At 69.1% G+C, this 16,914-nt stretch carries 16 protein-coding genes; 10 read left to right on the forward strand and 6 right to left on the reverse strand.

The genetic code is table 11. The features are described 5' to 3' along the window. Positions 1 to 11: 11 nt before the first annotated feature. Positions 12 to 638: a response regulator transcription factor gene (locus AC1RAA_RS20100; RefSeq protein WP_062480799.1), complete on the forward strand. Its 627-nt coding sequence runs from the start codon at positions 12 to 14 to the stop codon at positions 636 to 638. Between the two features lie 20 nt (positions 639 to 658). Here the strand turns inward: AC1RAA_RS20100 and AC1RAA_RS20105 are convergent, their stop codons facing one another. The 5 genes from AC1RAA_RS20105 to AC1RAA_RS20125 all read right to left on the reverse strand — a co-directional run bounded on the left by AC1RAA_RS20105 (position 659) and on the right by AC1RAA_RS20125 (position 3,989). Beyond that, positions 659 to 1,138, reverse strand: a complete 480-nt coding sequence (locus tag AC1RAA_RS20105) for a 2,4'-dihydroxyacetophenone dioxygenase family protein (RefSeq protein WP_062480797.1) — start codon at positions 1,136 to 1,138, stop codon at positions 659 to 661. A 138-nt stretch (positions 1,139 to 1,276) separates the two neighbouring features. Continuing rightward, entirely contained in the window at positions 1,277 to 2,203 is a 927-nt protein-coding gene (locus AC1RAA_RS20110; RefSeq protein WP_492730248.1) for a helix-turn-helix domain-containing protein, read from the reverse strand. Positions 2,204 to 2,339: 136 nt separating this feature from the next. Beyond that, the gene (locus tag AC1RAA_RS20115) at positions 2,340 to 2,897 is read right to left on the reverse strand and encodes an OmpA family protein (RefSeq protein WP_062480792.1); all 558 of its coding nucleotides are present in this window, start codon (positions 2,895 to 2,897) and stop codon (positions 2,340 to 2,342) included. An 85-nt stretch (positions 2,898 to 2,982) separates the two neighbouring features. Continuing rightward, the gene (locus AC1RAA_RS20120; protein ID WP_062480790.1) at positions 2,983 to 3,642 is read right to left on the reverse strand and encodes a YiaD family glycine zipper/OmpA-like lipoprotein; all 660 of its coding nucleotides are present in this window, start codon (positions 3,640 to 3,642) and stop codon (positions 2,983 to 2,985) included. A gap of 197 nt (positions 3,643 to 3,839) precedes the next feature. Beyond that, positions 3,840 to 3,989: a hypothetical protein gene (locus AC1RAA_RS20125; protein WP_354348038.1), complete on the reverse strand. Its 150-nt coding sequence runs from the start codon at positions 3,987 to 3,989 to the stop codon at positions 3,840 to 3,842. Here AC1RAA_RS20125 and mltA point away from each other — a divergent pair. Both mltA and AC1RAA_RS20135 read left to right on the forward strand, forming a co-directional pair. After that, complete coding sequence (mltA, locus tag AC1RAA_RS20130; protein WP_492730250.1) at positions 3,988 to 5,136, forward strand: murein transglycosylase A; 1,149 nt, start codon at positions 3,988 to 3,990, stop codon at positions 5,134 to 5,136. The two genes, AC1RAA_RS20125 and mltA, sit on opposite strands and share 2 nt — an antisense overlap. Positions 5,137 to 5,353: 217 nt before the next feature. Continuing rightward, positions 5,354 to 7,360, forward strand: coding sequence for a PhoX family protein (locus tag AC1RAA_RS20135; RefSeq protein ID WP_492730252.1), 2,007 nt, complete (start codon positions 5,354 to 5,356; stop codon positions 7,358 to 7,360). 34 nt (positions 7,361 to 7,394) lie between these two features. Here AC1RAA_RS20135 and AC1RAA_RS20140 read toward each other — a convergent pair whose 3' ends face one another. Continuing rightward, a complete protein-coding gene (locus tag AC1RAA_RS20140) occupies positions 7,395 to 7,868 on the reverse strand; it encodes an Lrp/AsnC family transcriptional regulator (RefSeq protein ID WP_159279182.1) in 474 nt (157 codons plus the stop codon). A 105-nt stretch (positions 7,869 to 7,973) separates the two neighbouring features. On the opposite strand from AC1RAA_RS20140, the gene mdeB reads away from it, so the two are divergent. The 7 genes from mdeB (at position 7,974) to AC1RAA_RS20175 (ending at position 16,914) form a co-directional block, all read left to right on the forward strand. Then, on the forward strand, positions 7,974 to 10,634 hold the full coding sequence (mdeB, locus tag AC1RAA_RS20145) for an alpha-ketoglutarate dehydrogenase (protein ID WP_492730254.1): 2,661 nt from the start codon (positions 7,974 to 7,976) through the stop codon (positions 10,632 to 10,634). 80 nt (positions 10,635 to 10,714) lie between these two features. Next, complete coding sequence (locus tag AC1RAA_RS20150) at positions 10,715 to 11,491, forward strand: FadR/GntR family transcriptional regulator (protein ID WP_062480778.1); 777 nt, start codon at positions 10,715 to 10,717, stop codon at positions 11,489 to 11,491. A gap of 157 nt (positions 11,492 to 11,648) precedes the next feature. Continuing rightward, the gene (locus AC1RAA_RS20155) at positions 11,649 to 12,974 is read left to right on the forward strand and encodes an MFS transporter (RefSeq protein ID WP_487847631.1); all 1,326 of its coding nucleotides are present in this window, start codon (positions 11,649 to 11,651) and stop codon (positions 12,972 to 12,974) included. 16 nt (positions 12,975 to 12,990) lie between these two features. Continuing rightward, positions 12,991 to 13,920, forward strand: coding sequence for an L-threonate dehydrogenase (gene ltnD / locus AC1RAA_RS20160; RefSeq protein ID WP_095747282.1), 930 nt, complete (start codon positions 12,991 to 12,993; stop codon positions 13,918 to 13,920). Positions 13,921 to 13,963: 43 nt separating this feature from the next. After that, on the forward strand, positions 13,964 to 14,977 hold the full coding sequence (denD, locus tag AC1RAA_RS20165; protein WP_070063257.1) for a D-erythronate dehydrogenase: 1,014 nt from the start codon (positions 13,964 to 13,966) through the stop codon (positions 14,975 to 14,977). Positions 14,978 to 14,980: 3 nt separating this feature from the next. Next, entirely contained in the window at positions 14,981 to 16,252 is a 1,272-nt protein-coding gene (gene otnK, locus AC1RAA_RS20170) for a 3-oxo-tetronate kinase (RefSeq protein WP_492730256.1), read from the forward strand. Then, positions 16,249 to 16,914: a class II aldolase/adducin family protein gene (locus tag AC1RAA_RS20175; protein WP_492730258.1), complete on the forward strand. Its 666-nt coding sequence runs from the start codon at positions 16,249 to 16,251 to the stop codon at positions 16,912 to 16,914. Before otnK ends, AC1RAA_RS20175 begins: the two co-directional genes overlap by 4 nt.

The raw sequence follows: 16,914 nt of genomic DNA on the forward strand, positions 1-16,914 counted from the left end.
GACCTCATGGCATGCAACCGCTGATCGATGGCTTGATCTTTATCGTGGACGACGACGCCAGCGTGCGCGAGGCGCTGGCCTGGCTGCTGCGTTCGCGCCGCCTGGCCAGCGAGCACTTCGGCAGCGCCGAGGCCTTCGAGCAGTACCTGGACGAGGCGCCGCTGCCCGACCAGCCGCGCTGCCTGCTGCTGGACGTGCGCATGCCCGGCATGAGCGGGCTGGTGCTGTTCGACCGGCTGGCCGAACGCGGCCTGCTGGCCGAGATGCCGGTGATCTTCCTGACCGGCCATGCCGACGTGCCCACCGCCGTCGAGGCGGTCAAGCGCGGGGCCTTCGACTTCTGCGAGAAGCCGTTCTCGGACAACGCGCTGGTCGACCGCATCGAGCAGGCGCTGGGCATGTCGCAGCGCGCGCTCGAGGTGCAGCGCGTGCGCCGCGGCCTGGCCGACCGCATCGCCGAGCTGACCGACCGCGAGCGCGACGTGATGCGCCTCGTGGTCGAGGGCCTGCCGAACAAGCTCATCGCCGACCAGCTCGCGATCAGCGTGCGCACGGTGGAGGTCCACCGGGCGCGCGTGTTCGAGAAGATGGAAGTGAAGTCGGCGGTGGAGCTGGCCAACCGCCTGCGCGACCTCTAGCCCCCACCGCAGGCTGGACCTCAGCTGTGCACGTGCTGCGCGGCGCCGTCGCGCGTGGCCATCTCCAGCATGCTGCGGCCGTCGACGATGCCGACGACGTTGCCGTCCTCGCCCAGCCCGGCAATCGCGCCCTCGAACACGCAGAACAGCACGCAGCCGCCGTCGGAGCGCGGCTGGTGGATGTCGCCGGCGGGCTCGTGCATGTAGTCGCCCGGGCGGCCGATGTCGTTGCGCTCGTAGTAGATGTCGCCCTCGAGCACGATCACCTCGATGGCGCCCAGGTGGTGGTGGACCGGCGCCTCGGTGCCGGGATCGACCTTCAGCAGGCAGGTGAAACCGCCGCTGCGCCGGTTGATGCTCAGCAGCTTGTAGGCCACGCCAGGCATGACCCACGGCTTCCACGGATAGCGCTCGAGCTTCTGGAAATGCGGGTACGGCAGCGTGATGCGCGCGTGGGCGGCGCTGGCGGGCGGCGTGGCTTTCAGGGCGGTCAGGGTCATGGTGTCTCCGTGGGGTGATGCGGCCGGGATCGGCCTGCGAAGCCAGTCTAGGAGCGGCTTCTCACGCCAGAGCCTGTCGGTCCGAACGAAGCACGGGATGTCGAAAGGGGCGCGCTTTTGCGCAAGTCGCCGCGCGGTTCAGCGCATGCGGCGGTAGGTGCTTGGCGCCACGCCGAGGAACGCACGGAAGCGCGTCGAGAAGTACGCGGGGCTGCCAAAGCCCATGCGCTTGGCGACGGCCTCGACGGGCAGGTCGCTGGTGCGCAGCAGTTCGGCGGCGCCTTCCAGGCGGCGGCGCAGCAGGTACTGGTAGGGGGCCATGCCGCTGGCCGCCTTGAAGCTGCGGATGAAGTGGTCCTGCGACAGGTGCACCAACGCTGCCAGGTCGGCCAGGCCCAGCGGCGTGGCCAGGTGCGCGTCGATGTGCTCGGTCACCCGGCGCAGTTGCCGCGGCGTCAGGACCGGCTGCCGGCGTGCGCCCTCCGTGTGCGGCAGTGCACCGCGCCCCGGTGCGCAGTGGCGCCGCACGAGGTGGTGGGCCAGCAGGTGCTGGCTCTGCGAGAGCAGCAGCGAATCGGGGCTCGCGGGCACGCTGCCGTACAGCTCCACCTCGCTCACCAGCATCTGGAAGAAGCCCTGCAGCCACGGGTCGCGGATCGCGAAGAAGGGGTCGATCTCCGCCGCCGGCCCGAGGCCTTCCTCGGCGGCGACGCGCGCGATCAGCGCCTGCCCGATGTACAGGTGCACCACGCCGCAGCGCCCGCCGATCTCCCATTCGGTGCCGTCGCAGGGGATGAAGCTCACGCTGCCCAGCCGCGAGCGCGAGGCGACGAGCTTGCCGCGCTCGTACTTGCGCACCGCCGTGCTGCCGTTCTCGTGCAGCACCAGCACGTGATGCGCCGCGCCGTGAAAGGGCAGCCAGCACGCGTCCTGCTGCCAGCGGGCGGCGAACAGCTGGTCGCCGCCGGTCACGAGGTACTGGGGTTGCGCACCGGTGCCCGCGGCGATGATGTCCGGGGCAAAGCGGGATGCGACGCTCGATGGGGCCGGCGCGATGGCGTTCATCGGAGTTTCCTCTCGTGTCCGCCCGGCGCGCGGTGCGCGCGCCGCGTGCAGGCCGCGCGATGTTAGGGCCGGCGGTGCCGTGCCCTCATGCGGGATTTCCTCACGGTGCCGCGCGACGTGCGCGCAGCACCTGGGCTCAGATCTTCTCGGCGACGAAGATTTCGACGCGGCGGTTCTGCGCGCGGCCGGCGGCCGTGCCGTTGTCCGCCAGCGGCTCGCGCGAGCCGCGGCCGTCGGTGGTGATCACGGTGGTCGACACGCCGCGGCCCACCAGGTGGTTGCGCACGCTGTCGGCGCGGCTCACCGAGAGGCGTTCGTTGCCTTCCTCGCTGCCCGTGCTGTCGGTGTGGCCGACCACGCGCAGGCTGGCGGTGGTGGCGCTCTTCAGGCCTTCGGCGACCTTGTCCAGCACCTGCGCCAGGTTGCGCTTGACGTTGGCGCGGCCGGTGTCGAACGAGAGTTCATTCGGAATCACGACGTGAAGCTGGTTGTCGGCGGTCTGCGAGATCACCACGCCGGTGCCCTTGGTGGAGCTTTCGAGCTCGGCCTTCAGCGCGTCCAGTCGGGCGGTCCAGCTGTTGGCCGGTGCGGCCTGCTGTGCGGCCGGTGCTTCGGCCGGCGGGGTCGACGATGCGCACCCCGCGATGAACAACACAGCGGCCAGGGCCGCGCTAGACACAACAAACTTCCTCATGAATTTTCCCTCTGCTTGGACCAATGAAAACTGAAGCGGGAACCGGCCGTTCGATAGGGCGGCCGGTTTCCCGGTGGGGCTGCGATCAGCCGCGCTGTGCGCGCTCGCCCACGTAGATCTCGACGCGGCGGTTCTGTGCCCGGCCGGCGTCGCTGTTGTTGTCGGCCACCGGCTCATGCGAGCCACGGCCTTCGATGCGGAACGCCGCGGCGCTCACGCCGCGTGCCACCAGGTAGTCGCGCGTGCTGGCGGCGCGGTCCACCGACAGCGGGTTGTTGATGGCGTCGGAGCCGGTGCTGTCGGTGTGGCCGATGATGCGCACCTCGGCGTTCGGGTTGTTGCGCAGGCCGTTGGCGAACTGGTCGAGCACGGGCGCGAAGTTCGACTTGATGTTGGAGCGGCCCACGTCGAACGACACGTCGCTCGGAATGGCGAGCTTGAGCTCGTTGTTGGCCGTCTGCGTCACGGCCACGCCGGTGCCCTGCGTGGCGGCTTCCATCTGGCGCTTCTGGTTTTCCATGCGCTGCGACCACAGGTAGCCGCCCAGTGCGCCGGCCGCCGCACCGACCACCGCGCCCGTGCCGATGGCACCGCGGTTGCCGCCGGTGGCCGAGCCGATGGCGGCGCCGCCGAGCGCGCCGATGCCGGCACCGATGCCGGTGTTGCGCTGGGTGTCGGTCATTCCGCCGGCACAGCCGGACAGGACGAGGGCAGCTGCGGTGGTTGCAAGAACGAACTTTTTCATGGCGATCCCTTTCAAGGTTGAATCAAGCGGGCCACAGCTTAGCCCCCGGCGGGTACGCGATGGTACGTGCTCAAAGCCCTACGGAAAATAAGAAAACTTTCGCCATCGCCCGTGAATGCTGCGATGATTGCTACTAAAGTTGTAGCAATAGGGTGCTTGTCCGACAGTGGGCCGCGCCGTGTGGCTACACGAGCAATTCACACTTTGGGCGGCGAATCGGTGTCCTCACGCTCGGCGTCGGGGTCGTCATGCAATTCACCCTTGTTGCGCCCGGAAAACATGGTCCACCAGATGATCAAGATCAGGACGAGTCCCGCGGCGAGGGCTTCAAGCAGAATCAAACCCATGAGAAATGGACTCCAGTGGCTGGTCGGGCTTGCGATCGTAGCAACGCTTGCCGGCTGTTCCCTCGGCCCCCGCGCCCCCGACGCCCCCACCCGACCCACCGTCACCCCGCCGCGCGACCTCGGTCCGCTGACCGGATCGCTCGCGCATCCGAAAAGCCGCTGGGTGCCCGTGGGCTGGTCCGAACTGCCGGGCTTCAGCGAAGACCCGCTGCATGAGGCGTGGATCGCGCTGCTGGCCAACTGCGCGCGCCCCAACGCCGCCTTCGCACCGCTGTGCCGCGAGGTGCGCCAGCTCGCCATCGCCACGCCCGAGGAGCAGCGCCGCTGGATGACCGACCGGCTGCAGCCTTACCGCGTCGAATCGCTCGCGGGCCAGAGCGAAGGCAAGCTCACCAGCTACTACGAGCCCGTGTACGAAGCCTCGCGCGTGCCCTCGGCCGGCTTCAGCGTGCCGCTGTACCAGGCGCCCGACGGCCTCGTGCCCAAGCGCCCCTGGTTCACGCGCCAGGAGATCGAGACCCTGCCCGAGGCCCAGGCCGCGCTGCGCGGTCGCGAGATCGCCTGGATGGCCGACCCCATCGACGCGCTGATGCTGCACATCCAGGGCTCGGGCCGCTTGCGCATCACCGAGGCCAACGGCTACCAGCACACCGTGCGCGTGGCCTATGCGGCCACCAACGAGCAGCCGTACCGCAGCGTGCAGCAGTGGTTGATGAGCCAGGGCGTCGCCAAGGTCGGCAAGTGGCCCGACGACACCAAGGCCTGGGTGGCGCAGAACCCGCAGCGCGTGTCGCAGCTGCTGTGGAGCAATCCGCGCTACGTGTTCTTCCGCGAAGAGACGATGAGCGAACTCGACGCCGCCTTCGGCCCGCGCGGTGCGCAGGGCGTGCCGCTGACGGCGGGGCGCTCCATCGCGGTCGACCGCGAGAGCATCCCCTACGGCACGCCGGTGTGGCTCGCATCGAGCGGCCCGACCGCGCAATTGCAGAAGCTGGTGGTGGCGCAGGACACCGGCAGCGCCATCCTGGGCGCCGTGCGCGCCGACTACTTCGCCGGCACCGGTGCCGAGGCCGGACGGCTGGCGGCGAGCGTGAACCAGCCGTTGCGGCTGTGGGCGCTGTGGCCGAGGCAGTTGCCGGCGCCCTGACGGCCATTTCTTTTCCTTGAACGACACGACGGCGCGGTGATCCCGCGCCGTTTTGCATGCCGCCGACCGGTGCGTGGGCGGGGTGTGGTTGTGGCGGTCGTCATCGTTCTGTCATGCGCGATGCATGCCTTCGTCATGGGCGCCTTTTAAGGTCAGCGCCCTGACAGAGGTCGACTTTCGGCCTCATGCCGAACCACCCACGATCCCTGGAAAACAAATGACTGATCAAGCCAAGGCGCCCGGCGCCTCCCGCCGTCACGCCCTGAAACTGCTGGGCGCCGCCCCGATGCTCCCGCTGGGCGGCGTCGCCTTCCTCACCGCCTGCGGCGGTGGCGGCGGCGGTGGCCAGGCCTTCCCGCCCTTCGTGGTACCGCCGCCGGCCCCCGCGCCGGCACCCGCACCGGCTGCGCAGTTCGTCTCGGCCGAATTCAACGGCATGGCCGCGCCCACGCTGGCCGACCCGGCCGCTATGGCCACGAACACGGTCGGCTCCACGCTCAAGGTGTCGTTCGACAACGGCAGTTCCACCGAATACCGCCTGGCCTACCAGCCCTTCTTCCTGACCGGCGACATGGTGCCGGACGGCAAGGGCGGCAAGATCCTCGCGGGCGGCTACGTCGACATCAAGAACCAGCCGATCATCGACGCCTCGGTGGCGGGCAAGGAGCGCCAGTTCTTCTCGGACAGCCCGGACGGCACCTCGCTGATCTCGCTGCCCAACGCCAACGTGCCCGGCGTCAAGGGCAAGGCGGTGTTCGCCGTTGTGCAGTTCGAATACACCAGTCGCAACCTGAAGGGCGACAACACCTACGGCACGCTGCCTTCGCCCATCGCGGTACTCACGCTCGACCAGGACCAGACCACCGGCAAGCTGAGCCTGGTCAAGTACCACAACGTCGACATGTCGAGCGCCCACGGCCTGTGGATCACCTGCGGCGCCAGCCTGTCGCCGTGGAACACCCACCTGTCCAGCGAAGAGTACGAGCCCGACGCGACCACCGCCGCCGGCACCGACATGTTCAAGGCCTACAGCAAGAACGTGTTCGGCGACGAGACCAAGGCCAACCCGTACCACTACGGCCACCTGCCTGAGATCACCGTGAACCCCGACGGCACCGGCAGCGTGAAGAAGCACTACTGCATGGGCCGCATCTCGCACGAGCTGATCCAGGTCATGCCCGACAACCGCACCGCCATCATGGGCGACGACTACACCAACGGCGGCTTCTTCATGTTCGTCGCCGACAAGGAAAAAGACCTGTCGGCCGGCACGCTCTACGTGGCCCGCTACGAGGCCGGCTACTCGATCGACCCCGCCGCAGCCGCCACCAAGATGACGTGGATCAACCTGGGCCATGCCACCAGCGCCGAGATCGAGGCACTGGCCAATACGCTCAAGGCCACCGACATCATGGACGTGACCACCGCCGACCCGCTCGACCCCACGTACACCGCCATGTACCTGGACGGCAAGGCCAGCTGGGGCCGCGTGAAGCCCGGCATGGAAAAGGCCGCGGCCTTCCTGGAAACCCACCGCTACGCCAACGTGAAGGGCGCCAGCATGGCCTTCACCAAGATGGAAGGCACCACCGTCAACATCAAGGACAAGGTGGCCTACTCCGCGCTGCAGAACATCCAGGACTCGATGGTCAGCGGCGGCAAGGGCTGGTCGGCGGCCAACAACATCGCGTTGCCCAAGAAGCTCAGCGCCGGCGGCGTGATGGCGCACAACCTTGCGGGCGGCCAGAAGGACACCGACGGCAAGTCCATCAACAGCGACTGGGTGCCGACGCAGACCCGCGCGCTGATCGTGGGCGAAGACCTCCCCACGCCCGACGCGCTGGGCAACACCTCCAGCCCCGACAAGATCGGCAACCCCGACAACATCAAGTTCTCGGAAAAGCTGCGCACGCTGTTCATCGGCGAGGACAGCAGCAGCCACGTCAACAACTTCCTGTGGGCCTACAACATCGACACCAAGAAGCTCTCGCGCCTCATGTCGATCCCCGCGGGCGGCGAATCGACCGGCCTGCATGCCGTGGACGAGATCAACGGCTGGACCTACATCATGAGCAACTTCCAGCACGCGGGTGACTGGGGCGGCATCCACTCGAAGGTGCAGGCCACGCTCGACCCGCTGGTGCGCGCCAACTACAAGGACCGCTACGCCGCGGCCGTCGGCTACCTCACGGCCGACCCGATCCAGATCAAGCTGGCGAAGTAAGGCACGGCTGCCGCTGCGGCGGCTTGCGCTTGCTTCAGGACGGCGCTGCTGGCAACGGCAGCGCCGTTTTGTATCTCACCTGCTTGAGCGCAAAGCTCGAGCGGATCTTCTCGATCCCCGGAATCGGCGTGAGCTGCTCCATGATGAAACGCTCCAGCGCCGCCATGTCGGCCACGGCGATGCGGATCAGGTAGTCGCTGTCGCCGGTCATCAGGTAGCACTCCATCACCTCGTCGTGCTCGGCGATGCGCTGCTCGAAGTCGGCCAGCGACTGCTTGCTCTGCGTGGTCAGGCTGATCGAGATGAACACGTTGAGCCCCAGGCCCAGCGCCTTGGCGTTCGCCAGCGCCACATAACGGTCGATCACGCCGCTGGTCTCCAGCACCTTCACGCGCGCCAGGCAGGGCGAGGGCGACAGGTGCACGCGGCGCGCCAGTTCGACGTTCGACAGGGCGCCGTCGCGTTGCAGCTCGTCGAGAATGCGCAGGTCGATGGCGTCGAGTTCCATGAAATTCCGTGAATCGCTTGGGTCGCGGCATTTTATGCTTGCGAATAGCCATGAAGTCGCAGGTGCCGGTAGCTAATTTTCCGCAAGGCGGCTTAAAGTGCTGGCATGAACGCCCCGATCTCCGCCGACCAGATGCGCGCCCTGTTGCTCGACACGCCGCCGTCGCACGACCCCGACCCCGAAGAGACCGCCGAATGGCGCGACGCCTTCCTGGCGCTGGCGCAGACGCAAGGTCCGCAGCGCGCGCGCCAGATGCTGGCCGAGCTGGCGCGCCTGGCGCGGCAGCAGCGCATCGGCTGGCAGCCCGAGCTGGCCACGCCGTACGTCAACACCATCGCCGCGGCCGACCAGCCGCCGTTCCCGGGTGACCTCGCGGTCGAGGAAAAGCTCGCCTCGCTCATGCGCTGGAATGCGCTCGCCATGGTGGCCAAGGCCAACCAGGCGTACGGCGAACTCGGCGGCCACATCGCCAGCTACGCGAGTGCGGCCGACCTGTTCGAGACCGGCTTCAACCACTTCTTCCATGCACGCAGCCCGGCGCACCGCGGCGACCTCGTGTTCTTCCAGCCGCACAGCGCGCCCGGCGTGTATGCGCGGGCCTACCTCGAAGGCCGCCTGAGCGAAGAAGACCTGAACCACTACCGCCAGGAACTCACCGCGCCGGCCTTCACCGACGGCAGCGGCGCGCGCGGCCTGTGCAGCTACCCGCACCCGTACCTGATGCCGGACTTCTGGCAGTTCCCCACCGGCTCGATGGGCATCGGCCCGATCAGCTCGATCTACCACGCGCGCTTCATGCGCTACCTCACGCACCGCAACCTCTTGAACTGCGAAGGCCGCAAGGTCTGGGGCGTGTTCGGCGACGGCGAGATGGACGAGCCCGAATCGATGAGCGCGCTGACGCTCGCCGCGCGCGAAAAGCTCGACAACCTCGTGTGGGTCGTCAACTGCAACCTGCAGCGCCTGGATGGCCCGGTGCGCGGCAACGGCCGCATCATCGACGAGCTCGAAAAGCTCTTCGCCGGCGCCGGCTGGAACGTCGTCAAGCTCGTGTGGGGCAGCGACTGGGACGGCCTGTTCGCGCAGGACGTGAGCGGCGCGCTCGCGCGCGTGTTCGCCGAGACCGTCGACGGCCAGATGCAGACCTTCGCCGCGAAGGACGGCCGCTTCAACCGCGACAACTTCTTCGGCCAGAACCCCGAACTCGCGCGCCTGGCCGAAGGCATGACCGATGAGCAGATCGACCGCCTGAAGCGCGGCGGCCACGACCTCGTGAAGATCCATGCCGCGTACGCAGCCGCTGCTGCCCACAAGGGCCAGCCCACCGTGATCCTGGCCCACACCAAGAAGGGCTACGGCATGGGCAGCGCCGCGCAGGGCAAGATGACCACGCACTCGCACAAGAAGATGGGCGACGTCGACCTCATCGAGTTCCGTGACCGCTTCAACCTGCCGCTCACCGACGCGCAGGCCACCGCGATGGACTTCTACCGCCCGGCGGAAGACAGCGCCGAGATGCGCTACCTGCGCCAGCACCGCGAGGCGCTCGGCGGCGCCATGCCGCGCCGCGAGACCGCGTGCGACGTCGTGCCCAAGCCCGACATCGCGGCCTACGCGCAGTTCGCCACGGCCGCCGCGGGCAAGGAGATGAGCACCACCATGGCCTTCGTGCGCATGCTGGGCAACCTCATGAAGGACAAGGCGCTCGGCCCGCGCATCGTGCCCATCGTGGCCGACGAGGCGCGCACCTTCGGCATGGCCAACCTGTTCAAGCAGGTCGGCATCTATTCGAGCGTGGGCCAGCGCTATGCGCCGGAAGACATCGGCTCGGTGCTGAGCTACCGCGAAGCCACCGACGGCCAGATCCTCGAAGAGGGCATCAGCGAAGCCGGCGCCATCGCGAGCTGGACGGCCGCGGCCACCAGCTACAGCGTGCACGGCCTGGCGATGCTGCCGTTCTACATCTACTACTCGATGTTCGGCTTCCAGCGCGTGGGCGACGCCATCTGGGCGGCCGCCGACCAGCGCGCACGCGGCTTTTTGTTGGGCGCCACGTCGGGCCGCACCACGCTCGGCGGCGAAGGCCTGCAGCACCAGGACGGCAGCAGCCACCTCGTGGCCGCGACCATTCCCAACTGCAAGGCCTATGACCCGGCCTTCGCGGGCGAGATGGCGGTCATCGTCGACGCGGGCATCCGCGAGATGATGGTCGAGCAGCAGGACGTGTTCTATTACGTCACGCTCATGAACGAGAACTACGCGCAGCCCGACCTGCCGGCCGGCGCCGAGGCCGACATCCTGCGCGGCTGCTACCGCTTCGGCACCTACGCGCCGACATCGGGCAAGGCGAAGCAGAGCGTCACGCTGCTGGGCTCAGGCGCGATCCTCACCGAGGTCATCAAGGCCGCGCAGCAGCTGGCCGACGAAGGCATCGCGGCCGAGGTGTTCAGCGTCACGAGCTGGAGCGAGCTGGCACGCGACGGCCAGGCCTGCGAGCAGCGCGCACTGGCCGGCGAGAAAGACGCCGGCACGCCCTTCGTCGCGCAGCAGCTCGGCAAGGGCAGCAAGGCCCCGATCGTCGCCGCCACCGACTACGTGCGCGCCCTGCCCGAGAGCGTGCGCGCCTTCCTGCCTGAAGGCCGCCGCTACCTCACGCTGGGCACCGATGGCTTCGGTCGCAGCGACACGCGCGCCGCGCTGCGCGGTTTCTTCGGCGTGGACGCGGCGAGCATCGCGCGGGCCGCGCGCCACGCGCTCGGCGCCTGACGACAGCGCCGGCGCGGCCATGCGGCGTGACGGTGCGGTGCCTGCGTTAGAGTCGCAGGCCCCACCGCCTTCCCGCGCCCATGACCCCCCGTTTCCAGTCCCTTGCCCCCGCCGTCCGCCTGGCCGACCAGGTGGCGGAAGCGCTCGTGGCCGAGGTGCGCAGCGGGCGCCTGTCGGAAGGCGACCGGCTGCCCACCGAGACCGCGTTGGCGACCCAGTTCGGCGTGAGCCGCACCGTGGTGCGCGAGGCGGTGTCGCGACTCAAGTCGCTCGGGCTGGTCGATTCGCGACAGGGCAGCGGCGTGTACGTGCGCGCTGCCGGCGTGGAGCCGCTGCGCTTCGAGATGCCGCACGTGGCCTCGCGCGAAGCGGTGGTGCAGATGGTCGAGCTGCGTCGCGCGCTCGAGGCCGAGGTGGCCGCGCTCGCGGCCGAGCGCCGCACGCCCGAGGACATGCTGCGCATCCGCGACGCCATCGATGCGCTGCACGCGGCGGTGTCGATGGGCGGCAACGGCGCGGACGAGGACGTGCGCTTTCACCGCGCCATCGCCGAGGCCGCGCGCAACCCCTTCCTGATCGGCACGCTGCAGTACCTGCGGCAGTTCCTGCATGGCGCCACCCGCGTCACGCGCGCCAACGAGGCGCGCCGCGCCGACTTCGTGCGCGAAGTGGCGCAGGAACACGCGCGGATCGTCGAGGCGATCGATGCCGGCGACCCGCTGGCCGCGCGCGAGGCCGCCAAGGCCCACATGGACAACGCCATCCGCCGCATCGAGCAGGCCGACCCGGCCTTCTGGCAGCAGGAAGGCGCCCAGCTCGCCCGACCCTTGGTCGAAGGCTGGCCGGCGGGCAAGTAAGCCCACGCTCACAACTTCTTGGCAGGGGCAGAATGTGCGGGTTATCCCGTATCTGGGAGCTTGTCTTAAATTTGTATGATGACCTGACAAGTAAGGGGCGACCGCGCCGCAGGGTGACGGGACGGCCCCGTTTTTTCATCCAGCGGACTCCCTCCCAATGACTTCCACCCTCCAGGCCGGCGCGCCCCTCGCGGCTGACGCGCCCGACGCCGCGCTCGAAAAACGCGCCTACGCCAAGGTGTTCTGGCGCCTCGTGCCCTTCCTGATGCTGTGCTACGTGGTCGCGTACCTCGACCGCGTGAACGTCGGCTTCGCCAAGCTGCAGATGGGCGCGGACCTCGGCTTCAGCGAAACCGTGTTCGGCCTGGGCGCCGGCATCTTCTTCCTGGGCTACTTCCTGTTCGAGGTGCCCAGCAACCTGCTGCTCAACCGCGTGGGCGCGCGCGTGTGGATCGCGCGGATCATGATCACCTGGGGCCTGCTGTCGGCCTGCTTCGTGTTCGTGGAAACGCCGACCAGCTTCTACATCCTGCGCTTCCTGCTCGGCGTGGCCGAGGCGGGCTTCTATCCCGGCGTGATCCTGTACCTGACGCACTGGTACCCGTCGCACCGGCGCGCGCGGATCATCGCGGTGTTCATGTCGGCGATTCCCGTGGCGGGCATCTTCGGCAACCCGCTGTCGGGCTGGATCATGGACGCCTTCCACGGCGTGTCGGCCATGCACGGCTGGCAGTGGATGTTCATCATCGAAGCCATTCCCGCCGTGCTGGTGGGCGTGATGGTGCTGTTCTACCTGGACAACGGCATCAAGCACGCGCGCTGGCTCTCGCCTGAAGAGAAGCAGCTGCTGCAGCGCGAGGTTGACCGCGACCAGGCGCACGGCGCCAAGGGCCCGCACTCGGTGGGCGCGATGTTCCGTGACGCGCGCGTGTGGTGGATGGCGCTCATCTACTTCGCCTTCGTCATGGGCCAGTACGCGCTGACCTTCTGGCTGCCCACGCTGGTGAAGGCCACGGGCGTGCAGGGCAACTTCAACATCGGCCTGCTGAGCGCCATTCCGTTCCTGTGCGCGATCGTCGCGATGAACCTGTTCGGCCGCAGCGCCGACGCGCGCCGCGAACGCCGCTGGCACCTGATCATCCCCGCGATGATGGGTGCGGTGGGCTTCACCGTGGCCGCTTCGTACACGCAGAACACCGTCGTGTCGCTGACCTTCCTGTCGCTCGCCGCAGCCGGCGTGCTCACCTGCGCGCCGCTGTTCTGGTCGCTGCCCACCGCTTTCCTTTCGGGCACGGCGGCGGCAGCGGGCATCGCGGTCATCAACTCGGTGGGCAACCTCGCGGGCTTCGTGAGTCCGTACCTCATCGGCTACCTGAAGGACCTCACGGGCAGCACGCAGATCGGCATGTACGTGCTGGCCGGCGCGCTGGTGCTCGGCGCCATCGGCGTGTGGCTCACGCCGAAGCAACTGGTCAATCGCTGATCGAAAGACGCACGACATGACTTCTTCTTCCAACACCACCCCCGTCGTCGGCCTCGTGGGCCTGGGCGCCATGGGCAGCGGCATGGCGCAATCGCTGCGCCGCGCGGGCCATGCACCGCATGTGTTCGACGTGCGTCCCGGCGTGGCCGAGGCCTTCGCGCGCGAGGGCGGCACGGCCTGCGACACGCTGGCCGCGCTCGGCGCGCAGTGCGACATCGTGGTCAGCGTGGTCGTCAACGCGGCGCAGACCGAGTCGGTGCTGTTCGGCGACGGCACCACGCCCGGCTGCGCGGCATCGATGAAGCCCGGCAGCCTGTTCGTGATGTGCTCCACCGTCGACCCGAACTGGTCGGTGGCGCTCGAAGCGCGCCTGGCGCAGCAGGGCATCCTGTACCTCGACGCGCCCATTTCCGGCGGCGCCGCCAAGGCCGCCAGCGGCCAGATGACGATGATGACCGCCGGCACGCCCGCGGCCTACGAGAAGGCCGGCGCCATGCTCGACGCGATGGCCGCCAAGGTCTACCGCCTGGGCGATTCGGCCGGCGCGGGCAGCAAGGTGAAGGTCATCAACCAGCTGCTGGCCGGCGTGCACATCGCCGCCGCGGCCGAGGCCATGGCGCTGGGCCTGCGCGAAGGCGTGAACCCCGACGCGCTGTACGAGGTCATCACCCACAGCGCCGGCAACAGCTGGATGTTCGAGAACCGCATGGCCCACGTGCTGGCGGGCGACTACACGCCGCTGTCGGCCGTCGACATCTTCGTGAAGGACCTGGGCCTGGTGCTCGACGTGGCGCGCGCCAGCAAGTTTCCGCTGCCGCTGTCGTCCACCGCGCACCAGATGTTCATGCAGGCCTCCACGGCCGGCTTCGCGCGCGAGGACGACAGCGCGGTCATCAAGATCTTCCCGGGCATCGAATTGCCCGTTGCGAAAGAATCGAAAAAATAGCATCGAGCGACAGCGCTCCACCGACCCAGGAAAGACACACACCATGAACGTTCTCATCACCGGCGGCTGCGGCTTCCTCGGCGCCCGCCTCGCCCGCACCCTGCTCGCGGGCGGCCCGCTCGCACTGGCTGGCGGCCAGCCTCAAGACATCGCACGCATCACGCTCGCCGACCGCGTGCCGCCGCCCGCCGACCTCGCCGCCGACGCGCGCATCCAGTTCGTGCAGGGCGACCTCTACGAGCAGGCCGCCAACGGCGCGCTGCCGCTGGCCGACACCGACGCCGTGTTCCACCTCGCCGCCGCCGTGAGCGGCGAGTGCGAGGCCGACTTCGACCTCGGCATGCGCAGCAACCTGGACACCACGCGCGCCCTGCTCGACGCCTGCCGCAGCGCGGGCCATGCGCCCGTGTTCGTGTTCTCCAGCTCCGTCGCCGTGTTCGGCGATTCGCCCGAGCAGCGCCTGCCCGCGGTGATCGAGGACACCACGCTGCCCACGCCGCAGAACAGCTACGGCATCCAGAAGTTCATCGGCGAGCAGCTCGTGGCCGACTACACGCGCAAGGGCTTCGTGCAGGGCCGCAACGTGCGGCTCATGACGGTGTCGGTGCGCCCGGGCCGTCCGAACGGCGCGGCCTCCAGCTTCCTGAGCGGCATGCTGCGCGAGCCGCTGGCCGGCGTGCGCGCACGCTGCCCCGTGGCGCCCGAGACGCCGGTCGCGCTGGCCTCGCCCGGCAACACCGTCGCCGGCATCGTGCGTGCGGCCACCGCCGGCGCCGCCGAATGGGGCGCGCGCACCGCGGTCAACCTGCCCGCGCTGACCACCACCGTGCGCGAGATGGCGCAGGCGCTCGAGCGCATCGCCGGCACCGAGGCCACCGCCCTCATCGACTGGGAACCCGACGCCGCCATCGCGAAGATCGTCACCAGCTGGCCCAGCCGCATCCACGCGGCGCGCGCCGAGGCGCTGGGCCTGAAGGCCGACGCCAGCTTCGACGCCATCCTGCGCGACTACGTGCGCGAGAACGCGCAGGCGGTCACGCTGGCGCTGAAGGGCTGAGCGATGGCGAAGCTCGTGCTCGGCTGCATCGCCGACGACTTCACCGGCGCCACCGACCTGGCCAACAACCTCGTGCGCGCCGGCATGCGCGTGGTGCAGACCATCGGCGTGCCCGCCGGCCCGCTCGATGCGGACGTGGATGCGGTCGTGGTCGCGCTCAAGTCGCGCACCATCGCGCCGGCCGAGGCCATCGCGCAGTCGCTCGAGGCGCTGCGCTGGCTGCAGGCGCAGGGCGCGCAGCAGATCTACTTCAAGTACTGCTCGACCTTCGACAGCACCGCACAGGGCAACATCGGCCCGGTGACCGAGGCGCTGATGGACGCGCTGGGCTGTGACTTCACCATCGCCACGCCCGCCTTCCCCGACAACAAGCGCACCGTGTTCAAGGGCTACCTGTTCGCGGGCGACGTGCTGCTCAACGAGAGCGGCATGCAGAACCATCCGCTCACGCCGATGACCGACCCCAACCTCGTGCGCGTGCTGCAGGCGCAGTGCACGCGCAAGGTGGGCCTCATCGACCACGCGGTGGTCGCACGCGGCGCAGCGGCCATCGAAGAACGCATCGCGCAGCTGAAGGCCGAAGGCGTGTCGATCGCCATCGTCGACGCGGTGTCGAACGACGACCTGCTGCGCATGGGCCCGGCGCTCGCGAAGCTGCCGCTGCTCACGGCGGGCTCGGGCGTGGCCATCGGCCTGCCGGCCAACTTCGGCCTCGCGCCGTCGTCGCAGGCCAGCGCGCTGCCGAAGGCCGGCGGCAAGACCGCGGTGGTCTCGGGCAGCTGCTCGCTCGCCACCAACCGGCAGGTGCTCGACTTCATCCAGCGCGGCGGCGCGGCCATGGCCATCGACCCGCTGCGCATCGCGGCGGGCGTGGACGTGACGGCCGAAGTGCTGGCCTGGGCCGCACCGCTCATCGACAAGGGCCCCGTGCTCGTCTACTCGACCGCCGAAGCCGGTGCCGTGAAGTCGGTGCAGGGGCGGCTCGGCGTGGAAGAAGCCGGTGCGATGGTCGAACGCACCATCGCCGCCATTGCGCGCGGCCTGGTCGAGCGCGGCGTGCACCAGCTCGTGGTGGCCGGCGGCGAAACCTCGGGTGCCTGCGTGCAGGCGCTGGGCATCGCGCAGATGCAGATCGGTCCGCAGATCGACCCCGGCGTGCCGTGGTGCCATGCGCGCTGCGATGCTGCGCCCGAAGCCGGGCTGCACATCACGCTGAAGTCGGGCAACTTCGGCAGCGACGATTTCTTCACCAAAGCTTTTACAGTGCTCGCATGACCGAGAACGAAGCCCGCGACGAAATCTGCCGCGTCGGCCGCAGCCTGTTCGAGCGCGGCTACGTGCACGCCACGGCCGGCAACATCAGCGTGCGGCTGGACGACGGTTTCCTCATCACGCCGACCGACGCCAGCCTGGGTTTTCTCGACCCCGCGCGGCTCGCACGGCTCGATGCGCAGGGCGTGCAGACCGGCGGCGACCGCGCCAGCAAGACCATCGCGCTGCACACGCGCATCTACGCCGCCGCGCGCGGCTTCGATGCGGGCACGGCCTGCGTGATCCACACGCACAGCACGCACTGCGTCGCCCTGACCCTGGGCAACCCGCAGGCCGAACTGCTGCCTGCGCTCACGCCCTACTTCGTGATGAAGGTCGGCCATGTGCCGGTCATCCCGTACCACCGCCCCGGCGCACCCGAGGCGGCCGAGCAGGTGGCGCAGGCCATCGCGCGCTACGGCGCGGCCGGCACGCCGATCCGCGCGGCGATGCTCGCGCGCCTGGGCCCCAACGTCTGGCACGAGACGCCGGCCGCCGCGATGGCCGTGCTCGAAGAGCTGGAAGAAACCGCCCGCCTGCAGATGCTCACGCAGGCCACCCGGCCCGCACCGCTCACCCCCGACCAGATCGATGAACTGCGCCGCACTTTCGGTGCGCGCTGGTAG

This window comes from Variovorax sp. GW823-FHT04F07, from assembly GCF_058795995.1.